This is a genomic window from Pseudoalteromonas gelatinilytica (assembly GCF_001641615.1).
Lineage (GTDB): Bacteria > Pseudomonadota > Gammaproteobacteria > Enterobacterales > Alteromonadaceae > Pseudoalteromonas > Pseudoalteromonas gelatinilytica.
This window is the reverse complement of record NZ_LRRU01000020.1, coordinates 299,335-322,796: the sequence shown is the minus strand read 5'-3', so window position 1 is coordinate 322,796 and position 23,462 is coordinate 299,335. Positions and strand designations below refer to the sequence as shown.

Below are 23,462 nucleotides of genomic sequence, written 5' to 3'. Positions count from 1 at the left end.
ATATCAGATTACCTTTCATAATTATTTTTATTATACCGATAGTCACGAGAACAAAGCACTGCCGCCTATCTTAATTTTTAATAGCCTTACCGCATTCTGCAGATATAAAAAAAGCGAAGACGATCCCGCCTTCGCTTTTCCTAAGCTTGATTTTTAAGCTAATTTATCTGATGCCACTTTATAATGTGGATCTTCAATGACATTTACTTCAACTAAATCACGTGCTTTATGCAATAACTGAATACAGTCTGGGCTTAAGTGACGCAAGTGTAATTGTTTGCCTGCTTTAGCATATTTATCAGCTAGGCTATCAATTGCTTCAATTGCGCTGTGATCAGCGACACGGCTGTGTTTAAATTCAATGATCACATCTTCTGGGTCATTTTTAACATCAAATAACTCAGCAAAATTCTTAACCGAGCCAAAGAATAATGGGCCATGAAGCTCATACACTTTAGAGCCCTGCTCATCAATGTAGTTACTCGTGTAAATGTGTTTAGCATGTTGCCAAGCAAAAACCAGTGCAGACACAATCACACCTACACATACCGCAATTGCAAGGTCTGTCGCTACTGTAACACCTGAAACAAGTACAATAACAAACGCGTCCGATTTTGGTACACGCTTCATCATCTTAAAGCTTGCCCATTCAAAGGTGCCCAATACAACCATGAACATAACACCCACTAGCGCTGCCAGTGGGATCATTTCAATGTACCCTGCTGCAAAAATAATGAACACAAGCAGCATTAGCGCAGCAGTGATACCCGATAAGCGTGAACGACCACCCGAGTTAATATTGATCATAGATTGACCAATCATCGCACAACCACCCATTGCCCCAAAGAAACCACAGGTAATGTTTGCAGCACCTTGACCAATACACTCTTTATTACTTTGACCGCGGGTTTCGGTAATTTCATCAATTAAGGTCAGCGTTAATAACGACTCAATTAAGCCAATCGCCGCTAAAATTAATGCATATGGAAAAATGATTTTAAACGTTTCTAAGTTAAACGGGACCATTGGAATATGGAATTCAGGTAAGCCACCGGCAATGGTTGCCTGCTCATTACCAGTCATACCTTTTAAGAAATCAAGTACAGTGCGCGCTTCTAAATCAAAGCCAATCACGATTGCAGTCACGGTAACAATCGCCACTAACGATGAAGGCACGGCTGTGGTTAACTTAGGTAAAAAATGAATAATGGCCATGGTTAAAGCCACTAAACCAAGCATGATGTAAAGAGCTTGTCCTTCCATCCACTGTTGACCACCCATGCCATCAGGCACTTTGAACTGACCGAGTTGCGCTAAGAAAATAACAATCGCAAGACCATTAACAAAACCCAGCATAACTGGGTGAGGTACCATTCGGATAAACTTACCCAGCTTAAAAATGCCAGCAAGTATTTGCAGTATCCCCATCAGCAAGACGGTTGCAAATAAATACTCTACGCCATGATCTAATACTAAACTTACCATCACAACGGCTAGTGCACCTGTAGCACCAGAAATCATACCTGGACGACCACCAAAAATAGCCGTGATTAAACCAACAATAAATGCGGCATATAAACCAACCAAAGGCTCAACATTAGCAACAAAAGCAAACGCGACTGCTTCTGGTACCAAGGCTAACGCAACGGTCAGGCCTGATAATATATCGTTTTTAGCAGAGCTTGGCGCTTTGCTGAGTAAGTTAAACATTAAAATCCTCTTTGTAATGAGTGCATTTCGGCAAGGCGCAGAATTCTAGCAAAATCCGCAAAAGTTAACAATTATTAACAACAAAACGGCTAGTACCGAAAAGCACTAACCGTTTTTGAAAAAATAAAACGTAGTAGAAAAAGATTAAAGAGGTAAAGACGTACTACGCTTAACGCAAGTCATTGTTACGTTCGAGTGAACCTCTTGAACAAATTCAAGGTTTAGTAGGTTATCACGGACAAATTGCTCGTAGCCCTCAATACCTTTAGAGATAATACGAAGCATAAAGTCCATCGTACCCGCCATGCTGTAACACTCAGTCACTTCATCATAGCTCATGATCAAACGCTCAAATTCAGCGAGGTTTGTTCTGCCGTGATTAGATAAGCGAACATGGGCATAAACCAACATATCAAAGCCAAGCTTTTTCTCATCAAGCAAAGCAACTTTACCTTTGATATAGCCATCTTGCTCAAGCTTAGCGATACGACGCCAACATGGAGATTGAGATAAACCAACTTTATCGGCAATTTCTGCCGTAGATAAGCTAGCATCCTGCTGTAATAATGCCAAAATTTGGCGATCTACTTGGTTCAGAGACATTTTATTTCTTTTTCTGTAAAAATACTGGTTAAATTATATAACTGATTTAAAAATCAGTCTGCCTATTTTCTACTATTTATGCAAAAAAATTGCAATTTTATACAGATCCACTTAATCAAATAACTAGCTGTTTGTGCGAGTTGGCATTAACCAAATCGACCACTAATAAATGGATTTGTTCTTCGCTCGTGCCCTACGGTGGTATTCGGACCGTGGCCTGGCAAAATAGCAACGTTATCTGAGAAAGATAAAATCTCAGACTTAATTGATTTGAGTAATTGCGCACTATCCCCTTTTGGAAAATCAGTACGACCAACAGAGCCTTGAAAAATCACATCTCCCACAATCAGCTGTTCTGAATCTTGATGATAAAAAACAACGTGACCAGGTGTATGCCCTGGGCAATGACGTACGACTAATACAAGTTCACCTACTGTGATAGTGTCGCCATGAGCTAACCATTTGGTTGGATAAAATGGCGCGATGGCTGCAAAACCAAACATTTGTGCTTGCATTGGCAAAGCGTCAAACCAAAATTTATCGTCTAGATGTGGGCCTATGATATCGACGCTGAAGTGATCTGCGAGTTGCTTTGCAGCACCCACATGGTCTAAGTGACCATGGGTCAAGTAAATTGCCTCTAACTCACAATTTAACGCAGCTAGTTCCGCTTGCAGCTTCTCTGCATCACCACCTGGGTCTACCAGTGCAGCTTTATTCGTTTGCTCACAAATGATAATGCGGCAATTTTGCGCAAAGCCAGTAACAGGAACAGCGACTACCTTCATGTTATTGTCCTTTTTGTAACTGCTCAAACGCCATTAAAATTGGGTATTTTAAATAGCCTTGATCATAAAACGGTGTACGCTCATAAAGCCAATGCAAACGTGCATCTGCATCTTTTGCAAAGTTTTTATCTTCACGAATTTTTTTATCGAATTCTAAAGCCAATGCTGGTTTTTCTTTAAGCATTTGGCGTGCGTACGGCATTAATGCGTAATTCTCAACGTATTCAGTGCGCTGAAAAATAGTATTAAACTCACCCCAAGCAAAGAATGAATCAGGCGCTTCTGGGTGTAATAAATGCGTAGCTAGTTCAGAGTATGGCTGATCGGTTGAAACCTTGTACCAACCCGTCATATCAACATTTTCAACAGTGTTGTATTCAAATGTTGCCTCTACACGAAAGCGCCCTTCAAAAGGAGCCTTTGCAAATGCATAATCCGCAACGCTTGCTTGGGTTAATGGCTCAGAAACAGTTTCATTGAGTGTCGTTACTTCTATGCCATGTAATTTAAGTTTACTAACCAATTGGCTGTACGCAGGCGGAATATAAAATGCGGTTGGCACATTTACGGTCTTTTTAACGTCTTTTTGCCAGTAAATAGGCAAGGCGCCATAGTTTTTAGCTTCACCTAAATATTTAACTTCAGGCTGCCCTGACAATGCGCTTTCAGTTCTTGAATAAGCGATACCTTTAAATTCGATGGTATCTGGTTCTTTTGCATAACCACGTTCAACGACTAACTGCGTTGGTTTGAAATCGAGCTCTTTTTTAACTGCATCATTCAGTGCTTTTTCGTTTACAGCTAAGGCGTCAATTGCGCCATCGATAAACACATACGTACCTAAAACACGCTGTTTATACGGTTTTAATGAATGGTTTTCAACCAAAATAGTTGGTAATGAACGTAAATCCCCCCAACCATTCGAGAAACGAGGTGTTGCAACCCAACCTGCTAAGCCTTTTTTAAACTCGCGCTTGTCCATTACAAACACCAGTGGACCTGGAATATGCCCAGCTTTTTCTAATTTTGCATCAATAACAGGTTTAAATAAGTTATCAAGCGCCTCTGAGACGCTCGGTGACTCACTAGAAAAAACAGGATTATAGCCGTAGGTCACGTCATACTGATAATCAGCGCCATCAGTTACATGGACATCCACGTATAAATCTGGCTTAAATTGATTAATCACTTGCATCACACCGCGTACTTCAGGTGTATCAAGCTTAGTGTAATCACGATTCAAATTTAAATTTAAACCATTCGTTCTAAAACCCATTTCTACTGGGCCACGCTGATTAATACGGTTATATTGGCTACTACGCTCGTGACCATCAACGTTTAGAATAGGAATAAACAGAATATTGACTTTACTCAGAATATCGCGGCGTTTACCTGTAGCAATATCGCGTAGCAGCATAAACATGGCATCTTTGCCATCTATTTCACCGCTGTGAATACCTGCTTGAATGAAGATAGTTGGTTTAGTATCTGCAACAAGTTGTTTTGCATCAAATAAACCTTGTTCATTCGCCACTAACATCTTAACCGCACGACCCGCACTGCTAGTTGCAATAGTCGTGACTTTGAATTGCGTTGGGTTTGCTGCAACAAGGCGGTCTACAAACGCCATTGTGTCTGTGTAGTTCGGCGATAATGTGCCATTGCTTAACTCAAAATCAGTGGTCAATGGTCCTTTTTCTTGCATTAAAGACACACTGTCGCCTTGCCATGGCAACAATGGGGGTAAGTGGCTGTCTAAAGTTACTGCAGCAGATAAAAACACTAAACTCGCAAACATATCACTCTCAAGTGCGGTACTTATTCTATTGGGGAAATTATAACAACTAATCTGAATGGATTGCGTAAACTGCGGTGATTCAACAAAAAAATGGAGCAAACGACATACGCTATGCAAAATCGTTGTTATTTATGAATTTTATTTAAGATCAAAAAAAGGAGCACTAGGCTCCTTTTTAAACTTTATGAAAAGCGAAATTAAGCCGCTAGGCCTTCTTTTGCTTTTGCAACAAGCGCTGCGAATGCAACTTGGTCGTAAACAGCGATATCTGCAAGGATCTTACGATCGATTTCTACAGAAGTCTTTTTAAGACCATTGATAAAACGGCTGTATGAAAGACCGTTTTGACGAGCTGCTGCATTGATACGTGCAATCCAAAGTTGACGGAAAGTACGTTTCTTAGCACGACGGTCACGGTAAGCGTATTGACCCGCTTTAGTAACTGCCTGGAAAGCTACGCGGTAAACACGTGAACGTGCTCCGTAGTAACCTTTAGCTTGTTTTAAAACTTTTTTGTGACGTGCACGTGCGATAACACCGCGTTTAACTCTTGCCATTTCTGAAGACTCCTATTAAGCGAATGGTAACATACGTGAAACTAGACCATGGTCATTCTTATGAACCATCATCTTAGGACGTAAGTGTAATTTACGCTTAGAAGTTTTCTTAGTCAGAATGTGACGAAGATGCGCTTGTTTACGCTTGAAACCGCCAGAAGCAGTTTTCTTGAAACGCTTAGCCGCGCCTCTGTGAGTTTTTAGCTTATAAGCCATTGCAATAACTCCAAATGTATTGCTTAAAAATTAGCAAGCAGGCGAGAGATATTAAAATAGCTCTACTTTTAAGGCCTAACTTACTGCCATAATCCGGTGAAGGCCCACTACAAAAGCAGTGCAACCTTACTTAAACCGGTTATTTCAGGTGAACAGTAAACTGTTACTTGCAGACCTGAAATAAAATCGGTGCGTAATATACCCTGTTTATTGCTTTTTAGCAATAGGTGCCATCATCATAACCATCTGGCGACCTTCAACACGATTTGGGAACGACTCAACTTGTGATACATCTTCCAAATCGGCTTTAACACGGTTTAATAATTCGATACCAATTTCTTGGTGAGCCATCTCACGACCACGGAAACGGATAGTAATTTTAGCTTTGTCACCCGCTTCTAAGAACTTGCGCAAGCTGCGAAGTTTAACTTGGTAGTCACCTTCGTCAGTACCAGGACGGAATTTGATTTCTTTAACCTGGATCTGCTTTTGCTTTTTCTTTTGTTCTTTTAGTTCTTTGCTTTTCTCAAAGATGAACTTACCGTAGTCCATAACCTTACAAACAGGTGGCTCAGCATTAGGACTGATTTCTACAAGATCTACACCCGCATCATCAGCGATAGCTTGCGCCTCTTTTAATGACACGATACCAGCTTGCTCGCCGTCGATGCCAATTAAACGAACTTCTTTAGCTGTAATATCTTCGTTGATACGATTTTTTTGAGCTGTTTGTTGCCCTTTCTTGCCGCCTCTAATGGTACGATCCTCCAAGAATATAAAATAAAAAGCGTGTAGTTGGCTGTTTGTTTGCCCTACACGCTCATGCTTTATTGTCGATTTTTAATTTCTTCGCTTAATTTTGCAATGAAATCATCAACACTAAATTTGCCTAGGTCTTCACCTGTGCGAGTGCGTACTGCCACTTCTTGTTGTTCAACTTCTTTATCGCCAACAACAAGTAAGTATGGAATACGTTTTAACGTATGTTCACGGATTTTAAAGCCAATCTTCTCATTTCTCAAGTCAGCAGCGGCTCTAATTCCAAGTTTATTTAATTTTTGTACAATTTCTTGCACATAATCTGCTTGTTTATCCGTGATGTTCATGATCACTACTTGCTTTGGAGCAAGCCATGTTGGGAACAAACCAGCATACTCTTCGGTTAAAATACCGATGAAACGCTCGATTGAACCTAAAATAGCACGGTGGATCATAACCGGTGTACGACGCTCGTTGTTTTCAGCAACATAAGTTGCACCTAAACGACCTGGTAATGCAAAGTCAAGCTGTACAGTACCACATTGCCATGCACGGTCTAAACAGTCATACAGTGTGAACTCAATCTTCGGACCGTAGAACGCACCTTCACCTGGTAGGTAATCAAACTCAATGTCGTTTGCTTTTAATGCTTCTGCAAGTGCAAGCTCAGCTTTATCCCACATTTCGTCTTCACCGATACGCTTTTCAGGACGAGTAGAAAGTTTTACAACGATTTTCTCAAAGCCAAACGTTTCGTATGTGTCGTAAACCATTTTGATACATGACGATACTTCATCCATGATTTGCTCTTCAGTACAGAAGATATGCGCATCATCTTGGGTAAAGCCACGAACACGCATTAGGCCGTGTAAGGCACCTGATGGTTCGTTACGGTGACAACAACCAAACTCAGCCATACGTAAAGGTAGATCACGGTATGATTTTAAACCTTGGTTAAAGATTTGTACGTGGCCTGGGCAGTTCATTGGTTTAATTGCGTACTCACGCTTTTCAGACTCAGTTGTGAACATCGCATCTGCGTATTTGTCCCAGTGACCTGATTTTTCCCACAACGCACGGTCCATCATTAATGGGCCTTTTACTTCTTCGTAATCATACTCGCGTAATTTTTCACGAACGAAGTCTTCTAGCTCACGGTAAATGCTCCAACCATCATTGTGCCAAAACACCATGCCTGGTGCTTCTTCTTGCCAATGCCATAAATCAAGCGCCTTACCAATACGACGGTGATCACGTTTCTCAGCTTCTTCTAAACGTTTTAAATACGCTTTAAGTTGCTTTTTATCTGCCCATGCTGTGCCGTAGATACGTTGCAGCATTTTGTTTTCTGAATCACCACGCCAATAAGCACCTGCCACTTTCATAATTTTAAAGTGTTGGCAGAATTTCATGTTTGGTACGTGTGGACCACGACACATGTCGATGTATTCTTCGTGGTGATATAAACCTGGACGATCATCTTTTGCGATGTTTTCGTCTAGAATTTCCATTTTATATGTTTCACCGCGTGCTTCAAAAGTATCACGCGCTTCTTGCCAGCTTACGGTCTTTTTAACAACGTCGTAGTTTGTTTTAGCAAGTTCAAGCATACGCTTTTCGATTGCATCTAAATCGTCTTGGCTTAAAGAGTGATCCATATCGATGTCGTAATAAAAACCGTTATCGATGGTCGGACCGATTGCCATTTTTGCTTCAGGGAAAAGTTGCTTAACCGCATGGCCGATAAGGTGCGCACAAGAGTGACGGATGATCTCTAAACCATCATCATCTTTTGCTGTGATAATTTCTAAACGCGCATCTTCGGTAATTAAGTCACATGCATCAACACGGGTGCCATTTACACGGCCTGCAATAGTTGCTTTGGCAAGACCTGGACCGATATCATTTGCTACATCATATGTGCTTACTGGGTTTTCAAAACTACGCTGACTGCCGTCAGGGAGGGTAATAACTGGCATTATAAATCCTTATACAGTGGTGATGCCTACAATGCACCACATGTAATATTTTTAAATTAATTTTAAGTAACTCTGCAACGCTTTTACGAATAAGCATTGCTAATTAAGCTTGTATTTACTGAGTCTTCGCAAATACAAGCAGCTATTGTCGCCGCTCACGTACTCAAATACAAGTAATAAGAAGACTAAATTGACAATTAGTTAACTCATTTCATACTTAATGAGTTAGTACTTTTAGGGTGATCAAAATGCCACACACGCGTACGTTTAAATTTGCGACGTTTAATTTATTAAATTATACCGCGCCCCCCTACTCCTTTTATCAGCTACATGAACGATACAACAATACACAATGGCTGCAAAAACAATTGTTTGTAGCTAATTTCTTAAATGAGGCAAACCCTGATGTGGTGGCGTTTCAAGAAGTGTTTAGTCAGCATGCTCTAGAAGTGCAATGCAAAGAAGCAGGCTACGATTATTTTAAAACCGTAGATAGCCCGTCCCATGATAGCCTTTATCCGCAAGTGTTATTCAATCCTGTGGTTGCCATTGCCAGTAAATACCCGTTTAAATCTGCCGATGCATTGACACCATGCCCTGAATTACTTGAGTATTTAAATAATCAGAATGAGTTCAAATTTAACCGCACGCCGATTAAATGCTTAATTGATTTACCTGATTTTGGTGAAGTATGCTTTTATGTGGTTCATTTTAAATCACAGCGCGTCCAGTCAATGGCGCATATACTTAATATCCATAACCTTGAAGATCCACTTTTGCAGTTGCTACATCAAACGGTGGGTACCATGCAGTCTCAAATCTCGCGCTCATTAGAAGCATCCATTGTTTATTATGATGCCCTTAAAACCCAACGCGAAAAGCAATGTGCAACACTTGTTATGGGGGATTTTAATGATGTACTCACCAGCCCAACTTTATCGTTTATGACTCAAGGGTTTCACCCAACTCGCTGCGAACCTTGCATAGAACATAACGAACCCGTTGTAGGTTTAACCGACAGCTATGAGTTTAGCCGCTCATTTTATGAGAATAAATCAAAGCCCTTTAGTCATTATTATCAATCAAAAGGGAATGTACTTGATTACATTCTCGCCTCTGCACATTTTAATCCTGACTGCCAAGTTTCGAAGGTTAAAGCGCTCGATTATGAAAGTTATGATAGGCATATATCACCAAGCATCCTTAGTGAAGATATTAGCGTAAGTGACCACAGTGCTATCGCTATTAAAATTCATTTTTAAAGCACCTGTTTTTCATAACGTTACTTGCTATAATTGCGCAAATTAAGTTATTTAGAGAAAGACCATGAGAACATGTGGTGTAGAAATTACAGGTAGCGACGTACTACTGTGCATTTTAACCAAAGACAATGACGTATTTGATATCCGTGATGTTAGACAAACACGTTTTACCTTAGGTAACGGTAATGACACAGAAGTAATGCGTAAATTCCAATTTGATTTCAAAAAGTTAATGGAAGATTATCAAATTGACTCTGTGGCAATCAAAGAGCGTCAAGCTAAAGGTAAATTCGCTGGTAGCGCAAAAGGTTTCAAAATGGAAACGGCTATTCAGTTAATTGAGCGCTTAGATGTACAAATTTTATCGGCAACTGAAATCAAAGAGCAGCTTAAACGCAACCCTGTGCCTATCGACTTTGAAGATACAGGCCTGAAAAAGTTCCAAGAAAACGCATTCATAAGTGCTTACGTGTACATCATGCGTAAAACTTATAAGCAAGATGAGCCAAAAGCTTAATTGCTAATTTAGTATCAAAAAGAACGTGCTACGGCACGTTTTTTTATATCCAAAACCCATTCTTTATTCTGCTTTGTTTAAATCACACTCTGTACATTAGTCTTATAAAGCTTTTCTTTGTCGACAATCTGTGTTTAGTTAATCAGGTACGCATGTTTTGAAATTATCTTAAATGATAGTTTCAATTCTTTTGCATCAAGTCCATGACAACACATTAACCGGACACGGAGAACATAATGCAGATAACGAACACACACAGTAATGCGCTTCCACTTTCTCAAAGCTATTATCAAGGCCGCACAGACATTCCTTTAATTAAAAAAACTATTGGCCAATACTTAGATGATATTGTCGACAATCACCCTAATCACCCCGCGATTGTTGTTCATCATCAACAGATCCGTTTAACTTATAAACAATATCAGCAACAGATTAATCAATTAGCAATGGGGTTATTATCGCTTGGCGTAAAACCTGGCGACCGGGTTGGTATTTGGTCTCCTAACAATATTGAATGGTGCTTAACCCAATTTGCTACAGCCAAGATTGGTGCAATTATGGTGTGCATCAACCCTGCATACCGACCAAGCGAATTAAAATACGCACTCAATAGTGTTGAGTGTTCAACACTTATCACAGCAAGTGAATTTAAAGCCAGTAATTATATAAGCATGCTCAATGAGCTTGCACCGGAACTTAAAGATTCACAAGCAGGTGAATTAAATTTAAACGCCCTGCCACATCTAAAAAATATAATTCGTATTGGTGATGAGCCTGCTACTGGCATGTTTAGCTTCAGCGATATCATGCAGCGCGCAACAGATGCCCATAAGCTAGAGCTTGATGCAATAGCTGCTACTTTAAGCTGTGACCAAGATATCAATATTCAATTTACTTCTGGTACTACGGGTAATCCAAAAGGAGCGACCTTATCGCATAAAAACATCCTCAATAACGGATTTTTGATGGCCCAAGCGATGAAGCTGACACATGAGGATAAACTCTGTATACCGGTACCGCTATATCACTGCTTTGGTATGGTGCTTGGCAATTTAGTATGTATAAGTAAAGGCGCCACCGCAGTTTTTCCGGGTGATTCATTCGACCCTAAAACAACCCTAGAAGTTGTTGAAAAGGAACGCTGTACAGGCCTGCATGGTGTTCCAACGATGTTTATCGCCGAGTTAGAGCTTAAAGATTTTGCAAACTATGACTTATCTAGCCTACGAACAGGCGTAATGGCCGGCTCAACCTGCCCTGAGCAAGTTATGCGTAAAGTTCACTCATTAATGCATATGAAAGAGGTTGTTATTGGTTATGGTCAAACTGAATGTAGCCCTATCAATAATGTAACCGAAACCGACTCACCACTCGAGAAACAAGTCACCACAGTGGGCCGTGCATTAGCTCATACTGAAGTTAAAATTATTGACGAGCTAGGTGATGTTCAAAAAGTTGGCTTACCCGGGGAAGTATGTAGCCGTGGCGCTGGAATTATGCGCTGCTATTGGAATGATGAAGAAAAAACGAAAGCAACAATAGATCAAGACGGTTGGTTACACTCAGGAGACTTAGGTGTGATGGACGAAGATGGCTTTGTTGCTATCGTAGGCCGAATAAAAGACATGATCATCCGCGGCGGTGAAAACATCTACCCTAGAGAAATAGAAGAAGTACTTTATACCTACCCCGGTATTCAAGATGCGGCCATTTTTGGTATAAGTGATGAAAAATACGGCGAAGAAGTATGTGCCTGGATCCAACCTAAAGATGATGCGGTACTTGATGAAAATGCCATTCGTGATTTCTTAAAAGATAAACTAGCCTACTTCAAAGTTCCAAAGCACATACGCTTTGTTGAAGAATACCCAATGACAGTAACAGGCAAACTTCAAAAATTTAAAATGCGCGAACAAATGCAAGAACTCCTAAGCGAAAAAGCCTTTTCGTAATCATTTGCTTGCAAAATATAACCTAATTTAAAAAGCTCAGCCCCGCCTGAGCTTTTTAATTTATTAAGAAATTTATTAAGACACCCACATTATGAATAGAAAATAATTTAGACACCCAATTTTAAATTTCTCACTTTTCAAAATTATGACTAAACTTATATTGTTCAACTCATGGAGGAGAAGAGCATGGCAACCCCACGTAGAAACTTAATTAGCGTTTCAAACACCCCCTACTATCACTGTATTTCACGCTGTGTTCGTCGCGCTTATTTGTGCGGACTAGATCCACTAACTGGACGTTCATATGAACACCGGCGCGATTGGGTTGAAAACAAACTTCTTCAACTTGGCAGGATATTTTGTATTGATATTTGCGCCTACGCCGTTATGAGTAACCACACGCATTTGGTCCTTCACATCGATATAGCAAAAGCAAAGCGTTTGAATAATAGAGCGATTCTGATTAGGTGGCATAAGGTATTTAAAAGTACATTCTTATGTCAACGATTCTTAAATGGCGAATTACTAACACAAGCCGAACTCGTTGCGGTTAATGCCAGAGTTAATTTATATCGAGAACGACTCAGCAGTATTAGTTGGTTTATGCGTGTGCTTAATGAGAGCATTGCACGAAAAGCGAATCTAGAAGATGGATGCAAAGGGCGGTTTTGGGAAGGTCGCTTTAAATCACAAGCTTTACTTGATGAAGCTGCACTTGCCGCTTGCCTTGCGTATGTTGACCTAAACCCTGTAAGAGCAAAAGTGGCTGATTTACCCGAAGATTCTGACTACACCAGTATTAAATCTAGAATTAATGCAGCACAAAATAATAAACAACCAAAATCACTAATGCGCTTCGCCGATAAACCACGCAAACACATGCCTAAGGGACTGCCATTTGAGCTTGAAACATACCTAAAACTTGTAGATTGTACTGGGCGCTCAATACGAGAAAATAAGCCAGGCAAAATTTCGGAAAATTCGTTACCAATACTTGAAAGATTAAACATCTGTACTGAAAACTGGCTCACACTCACCACTTCCTTTACCCGCTCGTTTAAAAATACAGCGGGTAAAGAGCAAGCTATAACTACTTATTCAAATCGCATGAAACGAAAGAGAAGAAGCTCAATAACTAATAGCCAAGCTTTATTTTGTTGAATTTAGAGCACTTGAACTACTTTTTACTCTATTTTTTATAAATAGAAAATGTCTATCTTCTGAAAATAACTTTATCTAAAACTAAATTACCAACTCTTAAATCTGGATAATGTAAAAGAACTAAACATCATTTAAATACAAAATTAGCTCAACCAAAAGCTGTGACTATTTACTTTTTACATATTAAAAGTGGGTGTCTTTTTTAAAAAATGGATGTCTATTTAACTTTAATTCCGAAAAGTTACACAACTCCTTGCTTTAACATTGCATCCGCAACTCGTTCGAAACCTGCTATATTCGCACCAAGCACCAAGCCATGTTCATTCGAGTACTTCTTAGCTGTCGTTGAAATAGTTTCAAAAATAGATTTCATAACTTGTTGAAGTTTTTCATCAACTTGTTCAGGGCGCCACTTTTGCATGCTTGAGTTTTGAGCCATTTCAAATTGGCTCGTTGCAACACCACCTGCATTTGCAGCCTTGCTTGGCCCTAAAAAGACATTGTGCTCTTTAAATACTTTTAGCGCATCAGCTGTGGTTGGCATATTTGCGCCTTCACATACAACAGAGCAGCCATTTTCAACCAATGATTCTGCATCTTTTTTAGTAATTTCATTTTGTGTCGCACAAGGAAGAGCAATATCTGCTTCATATCGCCATACTTGGTGTCCATCGCTAGGGTATTGGTTTACGGGTGTAAACTCGGCATTTTTATGCTCATTCAAATAATCCCTAAGCTCAGCGCCACGCTCATTTTTTAAGTGTTTAACAAGAGCTACATCAAGTCCGTCTTTACAATATAAGGTTCCTTTTGAATCACTACAGCTAAGAATAACAGCATCGTATTGGTCAAGCTTTTCCATCAAATACAATGCTACATTTCCAGCACCAGAAACTAAGCATCGCTTACCCCTCAATGAATCACTTTTAGCGTCTAACATAGCATTCAAAAAATACGCAACACCATAGCCAGTAGCTTCAGTTCTCAGTGAAGACCCTCCCATAATCTCAGGCTTACCAGTTAGTACCCCCTGAAATTGATTAGTAATCCGTTTGTATTGACCAAATAAATAACCAATTTCTCTCGCCCCAACGCCAATATCTCCTGCAGGTACATCTGTGTTAGCACCTATGTGACGATAAAGTTCAGTCATATATGACTGACAAAAACGCATAATTTCATTGTCGCTTTTTCCTTTGGGATTAAAGTCAGCACCGCCTTTAGCGCCTCCCAATGGCAAGCCGGTAAGTGCATTCTTTAAAATTTGCTCAAAGCCTAAAAACTTAACCACACTTTGATTGACACTCGGATGGAACCTCAAGCCCCCCTTATAAGGGCCTAATGTTGAGCTAAATTCAATTCTAAAACCACGGTTAACTTGCACTAAACCATTGTCATCAAGCCAGGGTACTCTAAAAATAATTTGTCTTTCAGGTTCTACTAATCGCTCAAGAATTGCTTGCTGTTGATAAACGCTATTACCTTCAACTAGCTGACTAATTGATGAAAGTACTTCTTCAACAGCTTGATAAAACTCAGGCTCATTTGAATTAGACTCTTTTACTGATTGCAGTATCTGTTGAACATATTGCATAACAAAATCCTCTTTCAAGCTGTTGAAAATATTAACTCTATTAAAATTAAACTGAATAAATCATAAAATCGATCACTCATGTTTAACGAATAGTGAACACTGCTGATTGCCCTTCTTCATGCTGCCAATGAAAACGAAGTGGCTCATTTTGAGAATCATAAAACCAAACTTCTGCCACCAGCTCTAATGCACTATTTGCAAGCATCACAGTCGAGGTTAACTTGCTTTGCTTTAAAGGTGCGCGCAATAAGCATTGGTTGTAATCTGCTTTATTATCATCATCTTTTAAGCAGATATTTAAGTAGGCTCTGCTATCACCCATATTCAAATCTACATCTACACTCAGCTCAATTTTGCTACTTAAATCAAATTCAGGAGCAATTGTTAAGTCGACCATTGTCACAGGATCTGTACTCGTCTCTGGAGGTGTTGTTTCTGGTGGCGGAGTACTTGTGGTGGGTGTCTGCGTAACCGTTGTACTTTCCGCCTTGGTTGAAGTACTACCTTCTCCACCGCCACCACACGCCGATAACATTAAGCTAATGATTACTAAAGTATAATGTTTCATGATTATTCTCCTCGTAAAATAACATTTGCAAGTTTTGCATTATTAAACCAAAGAGGCTTATCTCGTCCTGCTGATTCAGCAAATGCTCTAAAGTCACCATACGCATGTGTTATATCAACACTCTCTTTTGGGTGCGCCCATGCGCTACCAATCTCCATTGCCCAAGGTAGGCCTGTTTCTGTTTGGAAATAATAACTTTGAGCACTATTACTCGCATCATCAGAGCCATTGATTGAAAATAATTGTGCATTGAATTTTTCGGTTGGTTGTTGATTCTTAATATGAACTTCCCAACCGCGTGGGTTTTGTCCAACTAAAAACTCACCATGGTAGTGATCTTGAGCCGCAAAAATAAATGGATCTAAAGTATATTTAGGGGCTTCTATTGTTGTTACTCCACTTTGAAGTGAAACAGTTAAACTAAACGAAACTTTGCTGTTGGTATCACAGCCTGTTTCAGTTCTAAAGTAACTACAGCTTGATTGCTTATCTGTAAAATCCCATGTATCTGGCATGATAATAAAAATAGCATCCTCAACCCCTTGCTCTAAAATAGAATGTGATTGTGTTTCGCCATCTATAGTTAAATTAATTGAACTTGTATCAATCTGATTTCTTAATATTCGCTTATCAGCACCATCGGCTATCGTTTGGTACAAGCGTACTGCAAAGCCATTATGAAAATCAGCACCAATGCCAACTAATTCCCCTTCAATCTTGTAGCCCATGGCCTGGCCTTCTTTATCAATCAATGTAGTACGATAATTTACAACTAAATCGTTAAAGTCATAGTCACCAGCGAAAGGCCATTGATCTTCATAGGCAAGGGTTACCCAACCATTCTCACTTGGGTATACCAAACTGCCATAAGTGGTTACCGGATAGTCCTCCACTTCGCCGCCTGTTACCCCACCACTTGCGGTAATTGGGTTAGCTTCGCTGCCATCTGTGACACGAAAACGTGCCCATGTTGCTCCCATCACAGCATCACTCGGTACATCAACCAGCACACTGTTATCACCTTGATTTAAGCGATACTTGCTCACTGTGATTTCATCTGGATCAAACTGGAAATTTTGATCCCAATCGAACCAAGCATATAAATACCCATTATCATTAGGTGCGGTCACTATTACCTGGCTGGTAGAGCCTGCAACAAAATCAGTAACAAATCTCACACCATCATCTGAACTATCGACCGGTGAAGCCTGTAAATCAGCAGGTGTGTTAATATTTTCGCCATCAACAACGGCTCCTAAATAAACTAAATTTGATTGGTCTTCATTAGGGTCAAACAAATGGCGGGCACCACTATGAGCAAGTGCTGTTTTATATGGCATGGGTGCATCACCAAAGTCGATAGAATTATCAGTTACTTTTACTTCAGCAATAGCACAGCGTGCACCATCATTTTGATTCGATGTTGGCCCTAAGGTAAACACTGAAGCAGTAGGCGTATAACCCATTACAGGGCTGGTGCTCAAATCTACTTTATGGATTTTACCGCTGCGGTTATTACTAAAATAAAACTGGCCTTGTACATCAAAATAGCCTGCACCATTAGCACCGGTATCACCTGCTATGTCGAGGTTAGCGACAAAAGTGGGTGTCTGGTTATCTAAATTTATTTCATAGAGGTCGCCGTTTGACTCAACCGCATACAAAAGATTGCTGTGTGGATGAAAAGCAAAATCATAAATAGCTAAATTCCAGTTCGCTGAGCCTGCAACTAATTGTGCCTGATACTCGTCGGCCTCTTCAGTTAAATCAATGCCATATAAACCAAATTTAGGGTGGTATAAATAGTAAATCGCCTGATTAGTTTCACTATTTACATGAATATCACCAACATAAAAATTGGTATCTGGCAGGCCATTTACAGTCAAACGTTGTAAAACATAATCGTCACCAATACGCACAACACTTTTTGGTGCTTGTTTACTAAAGCCATACATATATTGGTCTTGATAATTAAAGCCAACCGCATTAACGCTGTCGTTATTCGTTTCTGTTGAAAAATCCATTGACGCTGCAAGCACGGTGGTTTTGGCTGATACCAGGTCAACGCCATACATTTGCGCAGGCGAACCTTGAATTAAAAATGCCTTACTTGGGCACTGTTCAAATGGTGCTGCACTTACGAAGCCAGTTGCAAGTGCGGTTATTAGGTAAGCGGGTATGTTACTTTTCATAATTACACTCTCCTGTGGATGTGTTATTACTCAAAGCAGTAACCATTCCAAAATACAACTCATTCTAAAACAAGACGTTATGAACAATTGGGCTGAGTATTTGCAAGATGCAAGAGGCATAGTTGCATAATGCAATTCTTTTTAGCTATAAAAGCAAATCATTCCCACTTAAAAGAATGACATGCTAGACTAGTTAGGAATAAAAATAATAATAAACCCCACTATGAAACTTAAAGCCTCTGTAATTCTGTACTTTGCCTTATCAATGAACAGTGCTTTTGCATCAACACTGCAACACAACATTGATGAAGCCAGAACAATCAGTGACTACCAAAAACGATATGACTATTTAAAAGCCATCGATAAAAAGCTTATTGAGTCCGCCAGCCTTGCAGAACAAGTCAGTTTTAACGTTAGATTAATTCACGTTCACATACACCTCGGCCAATTTCAACAAGCGCAAACTATCATTGATGAACTTGAAGCAAGCCCTAAATACAAAAGCGACGCCCCCATTTACAGCGAGTTATATCTTGCAAAAGCCCGCCTCGCCTACAGAGAAGGTGACTTAGTATCTGCAATCAATTTATCGCAACAAAATGTCGCCCTGTTTCAGCGTTTACAACTTATCGATTATGAAATTGATGCCGTGGCGAGCCTTGTCAGTGCTTATCATAATGCAGGCGAGTATCAAGCAGCCTTGAACTTGCTTGAGGTTTATATACACGACAAAAATCGTGAATTAACTTTAAAACAAAAAGAAATGCTCTACCATGGTTATTCGCGTAATCTTGAGCAGTTAGACCGGTTTACGCTTGCTCTAGAATATAAGCTAAAACGCCGTGAAGTTATTCAGCAGATGTCACCGTCCATCTCATTACAAGCAGGCATAAGTTATTCAATTGCCCAAAGTTATTTAGATTTAGAACAATACGAAAAAGCAAAGAGCGAATTTATTATAGCCCTTAGTTTTGATAGGCAAACGGGTTCACTTTCTGATATCGGACATAGTTTAGTTAAACTATCCCAATGCGAATATGGGCTAAAAAACTACAATGCAGCACTTGAATACGCACAAGAGGCTCAACAGGTGTTCGCAAGTTATAACAGCACACGAAATACTGCCTGGGCAAACCATAATATTGCGATAAATTTGCTCGAAGTCGATAAAGCAACTCAGGCATTAACCATTGAAAAACAAGTGATCACTGAACTCAAGCAAGACGATCACTTATATATTGATGTATTACTCACATTAGCAAAGCTATACATTGGCTCTACTGAGCACGAACAAGCTAAACATTTTGCTGAGCAAGCCTACAAGTTAAGCAACCAAAAAAATAAGCTGCAAAAGCAAATCACAGCCCTAGAACATTTGATCACTGTGGCAGTACAACAAGCTGATTACAAACAGGCATTTTCGTACCAACGGACTATTACAGAGCTTGAAAAAGGCTTTGCCCGCAACAACTACAATCAACGTTTAGCGGAGCTGCAAAACTCCATTGCGATGCGCGACCGCGATTTGGCCATTCAAGATTTAAAGCTCCAAGACAATGAAAAAAGCCAAGCAATTGCTTCACAGCGCCAAACTATCTTATACAGCATTTTATTATTTAGCCTTCTTTTAGCTGTAATGGGCATTGCTTTATTACGAGTAAGACAAAGAAAACAGCTTATTGAACAGCGCCGAAATTATCTAGATAAACAAATCAGTCAACGTAGTAAGTTATTATCACAAGTTGCTCACGAGTTAAGTGGTCCATTAACCGGGTTGCGCTTACACCTTGAAACGCTCCAAGCAGGCTTAACTCAATTTAATGAGCTTACATACGAAAAACTCAACCAAAAAATCACCGACATGGCAACTTTAGTAACTGATTTAAATAAAATTTCACTTTTAGAGCAAAGTAGCTTTCAGCTCAACGTAACAACAATTAATGCAGCTGAGTATTTCCAAAGCTTACACGCAGATATGCTGATCCAGCTTGATAAATTTGAAGTGAGATTCTCACAAAATGTTGCTGATGAATTAAACTTTGAGTGCGATGCAACACGGCTTTCACAGTTATTTGCAAACTTAATCAGTAATTCACTTAAGTACACAAATCACCCTGGTAAGATTAATTTGACGATTAGCCAAAACCAAACACAGCTTTTAATCTGCTATGAAGATTCAGCCCCTGGTGTCAGCGATGAAAGTTTAGCAAAGATTTTTGACCATCTTTATAGAGTGCCAGACTTAAAAACGGTTAAACAGTCAGGCTCAGGAATTGGGCTTGCGATAGTAAAACAAATTGTCGAAGCCCATAACTGGCATATTACAGCTGTTCATAGCGAACTGGGAGGTGTCCGCTATGACCTTACAATTCCTATTTAGTTGATTTGTCTGGCCATTCAAACGCGCCAACATCGCCAGGAAATACAACCGGTGATTCAATACCGTCTTTGTTTACAGCGGCAACACCAAAATAGTAGTTATCGATAACAACATTTTTAAGGGTTGCTTCGGTGACGTTGCCAACATCGCGGCTAAATTGCCATTGTGGCTCACTCGTGTAACGCCAATAGATTTTATAACTGACCACCGTTGGATCATCGCTTTTATGCCACGCTAATGTTGTACTTGGCTTTACTGCACCGGAAATACTAACGCCCGTTGGTGGCGCTGGAGCCCATGCCATTGAAGCCATTGTCACTGCATTAAGTGACGTTAATTTCGCCGCATAGGCAAAATCAACATGGTCAATGGTGTCACCGTAGGTAATACCATCTTCAGTACGCAAGTCTTGATGCTGTTGATTATAGTTTTCGTTGGTTTCCATTATACGCACAGCGGCAAAGCCAACATCGTTAAATGGACGGTGATGCCCTCCTCGACCAAAACGATCGAGTCGATATACCAACATGGTATCCAGATTTTCAATGTAGCGATCTGCGATTGTATCAATGTAACGTGCAAGGTTACGACTTGCAGAGTCAACTTCACCACCGGTAAAACGGCGTTTATGGGCTTGCTCTTTGGTTTCAATAACGCGAGTACCTTCAGAGAAGATACGTGCAGTTGTGTTATCTGTCACCCCATTAATGCCGGTTGAATTACCAATCATGTCGTTGTTTAAAACACCATGAACACGCCAATTATGCTCTTGTGCATATTTAGCTAAAATTTTACCGCCAAACAAGCCTTGCTCTTCACCAGATAAAGCTGCATAAACAATTGAGCCATTAAATTTATACTTTGATAAAACACGCGCCGATTCCAGCACGCCAGCCACACCAGATGCATTATCGTTAGCCCCTGGCGCATCTGAGGTATAGTCCATTACATCAGACACTCTCGAGTCAATATCACCCGACATCATAACCATTCGGTTCGCATCAACTTGACCGCGCTGAATAGCCACAATATTGACCACTTCAACCGGGTTTGGAATACGCTTTTCACCGGATATAGTGTCTTTTACTTCGATGATTTCTAGGCAGTTACCGCAGGCTTTAGAAATCGCCTCAAACTCAGACTTGATCCAACGTCTTGCAGCACCAATACCACGTTTATTTGATTTCGTCTCAGATAGAGTATGGCGAGTGCCAAAATCAACCAGCGTTTGAATATCTTGCTCTATACGTGCTTTAGAAACGGCATTTGCAATATCATGCAAAGCTTGTTGATCTTTATATTGAGGTGTTGTGGCATGAGCTGCCGAGATCAATAACAGCGATGAGCTAAACAAAGCACCCGTTGTTGTTATTTTTTTACGCTTAAACATAGTTTCACTCCTTCAATGAATCATTAAAGGCTAACTAATATTTCATTTCGCGCAATAGTTATGAGTTAGAAAACAAATTACTAGGTTAAAACTACGGGCCAAGCTTTAATTTAGACGCTGGTAACTTCAAGCTATAACGATAGCGAGCAGTTCGCTCGTCCCTTTCACTATCAAAAAGATAATCACATGCCAATCCTTCAAGCACGCGTTGCAGCTCAGTTTTAATTTTATTGCGGTTTTGATCTAAGGTTTTGCCTTTTAAGCCTTCATCAAGATCACGTATCGCTTTTTGGTGACCACCATACTGCTGCATTAATTTGGCTAGCTGCTGGCCATTTTTATGATCAGGTTTACCCTGTGGCGGATTTAAATAAGCAGGCTCGGCTTCAAACTTTCTTTTTGCATACCAAAAATAATAAAGTAAAGGTGTCTTTGAAAGCCGGATGGGCACACCATGAATAATTACTTGCTGATTTGCTAAGTCAAAGCATAACGCATCATCAGCCTCTGCTGCTTTTAATGCTTGTTCAATGTTTAAACCTTGCTTTAGGGCTATGCTAAACCAACATTGTTGCTGCTCTTTAATCGATGCCAATTGTAATTCTTGCTGTGCCGTTAAACCCTTTATTAAACCCTGTTGCTTTAAACCATCAAACCAGCGTAACTCTTCAATAGCTGTGCTTAACTTATCTTTCCCAGAGTTTACTGCATCAGGTATAGATACTTTTTGCCTGAAAGGTTGAAACTTAAAAATAAGCGTGAACAAATAATCAATAAGTAGACCTAGTGCAGTAAATGCACCTGCCCAAAATGCCACCAGCCAGTAGTTAAAGTTAACCGAGCTATCAATGCTTGCATAGAGAGTGTGATTACCAAATTGCCAGTTAAGTGTGTTACTTCCTGAAAGCTTTGTTTTACTTAGGTTTAACTCAGCTACAGTCAAAGAGGCCACTAAGTCAACCGGTAGCTTTGATACAAAAGTAATGTCATGTAAATCATCTACTAGTGAGTGGCTCATGCGCGAAAGTTCTTGGCTTTCATCTATGGCATTATTGAGTGAAGGGTTAACAACCTGAGGAAGCTGCTCTGCAAGTGTCATCATTAGTTGCTGCTTAGCATTTTGGCCAGATAAATAAATCAGCCCAACAAAAATAAGTAAAAATAATACAAGGGCTTTTAAGTAATTCATCTTAGCCCCTTATCGAGACTATAAGGATGCGTGGTATGAACCTTTAACAACCTTGACTGATATTGCTGTAAATAGGTTACAAGCGACGGCGCTAAATCAGCATATTGATCATTAAGGTACCAAGATAAGGTTGATGAAACATGCTGTAAAGGCTGTGTTTTTGAAGCTGGCCAACGCTTTAATTGCCCATGGTGACCGACACTCGGAATAATATCGAGTTTTTCTGCCAAGAAGTCATTAACCAAACTTTCTCTATTTGGGTAAAAAACCAATTGTGCATTATCAAGCCCTTGACCAAACTGTTTTAATTCACTCATAGGGGCTAAATAACCAGACTCACTGCGCTTGTCTTCGAGTAAACCTATTCGTTTATTCTTTAATGAATTTGCTGAAAGCTGCATATTGTCTTGATGTGAAAACCATGAAATCTGATAACTTGGCAAGCTTAATATTGCTGTATAAAAATCATCCCAATTTGGTAGTAGACCACTTAAGGCATAATCACGATTTAGAAAAAGCGCATAATTGTCACTGAGTAATTGTTCTGTACTTAGCATTTCTCTGGGTTGCCAATACACAGTGACAGTTTCAAAACTCTGCTTAGCGAGCAACGTATCGCATAAGGTCTGCGCAAACTCTTCAACCTGCCAATTAGTCGGCATATAAATATGAAAATGCTTTTTACCGCTCGTATTTTTTACTTTGCAGCTGTAACTGTATTGCTCTTTTAAAACCACAGGCTCAATTGTTTGCTGGCTTAAAAACACCATGGCAGGCAGTAAAACCAGTGTGGCAATAAGCAGTCTTAAAATAGTGAAAACAAAATTACGTGGCATTTTTTATTGTT

The 23,462-nt window shown here is 39.9% G+C and carries 19 protein-coding genes; 5 read left to right on the top strand and 14 right to left on the bottom strand.

Features of this window, described 5'->3' with window-relative positions; all coding sequences use genetic code 11:
- Positions 1-153: 153 nt before the first annotated feature.
- From NH153_RS14425 to thrS, 8 genes are all read right to left on the bottom strand, one after another.
- Positions 154-1,710, bottom strand: coding sequence for a SulP family inorganic anion transporter (locus NH153_RS14425; RefSeq protein ID WP_063705036.1), 1,557 nt, complete (start codon positions 1,708-1,710; stop codon positions 154-156).
- A gap of 144 nt (positions 1,711-1,854) precedes the next feature.
- Positions 1,855-2,313, bottom strand: a complete 459-nt coding sequence (locus NH153_RS14420) for an Lrp/AsnC family transcriptional regulator (RefSeq protein ID WP_036968198.1) — start codon at positions 2,311-2,313, stop codon at positions 1,855-1,857.
- Positions 2,314-2,459: 146 nt separating this feature from the next.
- Positions 2,460-3,101 carry an MBL fold metallo-hydrolase gene (locus NH153_RS14415; RefSeq protein WP_063705035.1) on the bottom strand — a complete coding sequence of 214 codons (642 nt, stop codon included), beginning with the start codon at positions 3,099-3,101 and terminating at the stop codon, positions 2,460-2,462.
- Position 3,102: 1 nt separating this feature from the next.
- Positions 3,103-4,899: a M14 family metallopeptidase gene (locus NH153_RS14410; RefSeq protein WP_063705033.1), complete on the bottom strand. Its 1,797-nt coding sequence runs from the start codon at positions 4,897-4,899 to the stop codon at positions 3,103-3,105.
- A gap of 197 nt (positions 4,900-5,096) precedes the next feature.
- The gene (gene rplT / locus NH153_RS14405; RefSeq protein ID WP_036968189.1) at positions 5,097-5,456 is read right to left on the bottom strand and encodes a 50S ribosomal protein L20; all 360 of its coding nucleotides are present in this window, start codon (positions 5,454-5,456) and stop codon (positions 5,097-5,099) included.
- Between the two features lie 15 nt (positions 5,457-5,471).
- Positions 5,472-5,672 (bottom strand): 50S ribosomal protein L35, encoded by a 201-nt coding sequence (rpmI, locus tag NH153_RS14400; RefSeq protein ID WP_054554888.1) that lies wholly within the window; start codon positions 5,670-5,672, stop codon positions 5,472-5,474.
- A 207-nt stretch (positions 5,673-5,879) separates the two neighbouring features.
- Positions 5,880-6,443 (bottom strand): translation initiation factor IF-3, encoded by a 564-nt coding sequence (infC, locus tag NH153_RS14395; RefSeq protein WP_082874073.1) that lies wholly within the window; start codon positions 6,441-6,443, stop codon positions 5,880-5,882.
- A 56-nt stretch (positions 6,444-6,499) separates the two neighbouring features.
- Complete coding sequence (thrS, locus tag NH153_RS14390; protein WP_063705031.1) at positions 6,500-8,410, bottom strand: threonine--tRNA ligase; 1,911 nt, start codon at positions 8,408-8,410, stop codon at positions 6,500-6,502.
- Positions 8,411-8,658: 248 nt separating this feature from the next.
- Here thrS and NH153_RS14385 point away from each other — a divergent pair, with 248 nt between their 5' ends.
- From NH153_RS14385 to NH153_RS14370, 4 genes are all read left to right on the top strand, one after another.
- Positions 8,659-9,672, top strand: a complete 1,014-nt coding sequence (locus NH153_RS14385; protein WP_063705029.1) for an endonuclease/exonuclease/phosphatase family protein — start codon at positions 8,659-8,661, stop codon at positions 9,670-9,672.
- A 64-nt stretch (positions 9,673-9,736) separates the two neighbouring features.
- Positions 9,737-10,189, top strand: a complete 453-nt coding sequence (locus NH153_RS14380; RefSeq protein ID WP_054554891.1) for a DUF3010 family protein — start codon at positions 9,737-9,739, stop codon at positions 10,187-10,189.
- Positions 10,190-10,425: 236 nt separating this feature from the next.
- The gene (locus tag NH153_RS14375) at positions 10,426-12,141 is read left to right on the top strand and encodes an AMP-binding protein (RefSeq protein WP_063705027.1); all 1,716 of its coding nucleotides are present in this window, start codon (positions 10,426-10,428) and stop codon (positions 12,139-12,141) included.
- A 186-nt stretch (positions 12,142-12,327) separates the two neighbouring features.
- Complete coding sequence (locus NH153_RS14370) at positions 12,328-13,302, top strand: transposase (protein ID WP_063705024.1); 975 nt, start codon at positions 12,328-12,330, stop codon at positions 13,300-13,302.
- A gap of 241 nt (positions 13,303-13,543) precedes the next feature.
- Here NH153_RS14370 and gdhA read toward each other — a convergent pair whose 3' ends face one another.
- The 3 genes from gdhA to NH153_RS14355 form a co-directional block, all read right to left on the bottom strand.
- Complete coding sequence (gene gdhA, locus NH153_RS14365; RefSeq protein ID WP_063705022.1) at positions 13,544-14,896, bottom strand: NADP-specific glutamate dehydrogenase; 1,353 nt, start codon at positions 14,894-14,896, stop codon at positions 13,544-13,546.
- A gap of 82 nt (positions 14,897-14,978) precedes the next feature.
- Positions 14,979-15,464: a hypothetical protein gene (locus tag NH153_RS14360; protein WP_063705020.1), complete on the bottom strand. Its 486-nt coding sequence runs from the start codon at positions 15,462-15,464 to the stop codon at positions 14,979-14,981.
- 2 nt (positions 15,465-15,466) lie between these two features.
- Complete coding sequence (locus NH153_RS14355; RefSeq protein ID WP_063705017.1) at positions 15,467-17,656, bottom strand: LruC domain-containing protein; 2,190 nt, start codon at positions 17,654-17,656, stop codon at positions 15,467-15,469.
- Between the two features lie 223 nt (positions 17,657-17,879).
- On the opposite strand from NH153_RS14355, the gene NH153_RS14350 reads away from it, so the two are divergent.
- Entirely contained in the window at positions 17,880-20,036 is a 2,157-nt protein-coding gene (locus tag NH153_RS14350; protein WP_063705015.1) for an ATP-binding protein, read from the top strand.
- Here the strand turns inward: NH153_RS14350 and NH153_RS14345 are convergent.
- From NH153_RS14345 to NH153_RS14335, 3 genes are all read right to left on the bottom strand, one after another.
- Entirely contained in the window at positions 20,029-21,426 is a 1,398-nt protein-coding gene (locus NH153_RS14345) for a M28 family metallopeptidase (RefSeq protein WP_063705014.1), read from the bottom strand. The genes NH153_RS14350 and NH153_RS14345 overlap by 8 nt on opposite strands.
- 91 nt (positions 21,427-21,517) lie before the next feature.
- Positions 21,518-22,615 carry a hypothetical protein gene (locus NH153_RS14340; protein WP_063705012.1) on the bottom strand — a complete coding sequence of 366 codons (1,098 nt, stop codon included), beginning with the start codon at positions 22,613-22,615 and terminating at the stop codon, positions 21,518-21,520.
- Complete coding sequence (locus tag NH153_RS14335) at positions 22,612-23,451, bottom strand: type 2 periplasmic-binding domain-containing protein (RefSeq protein WP_063705009.1); 840 nt, start codon at positions 23,449-23,451, stop codon at positions 22,612-22,614. Before NH153_RS14335 ends, NH153_RS14340 begins: the two co-directional genes overlap by 4 nt.
- Between the last annotated feature and the right edge of the window lie 11 nt (positions 23,452-23,462).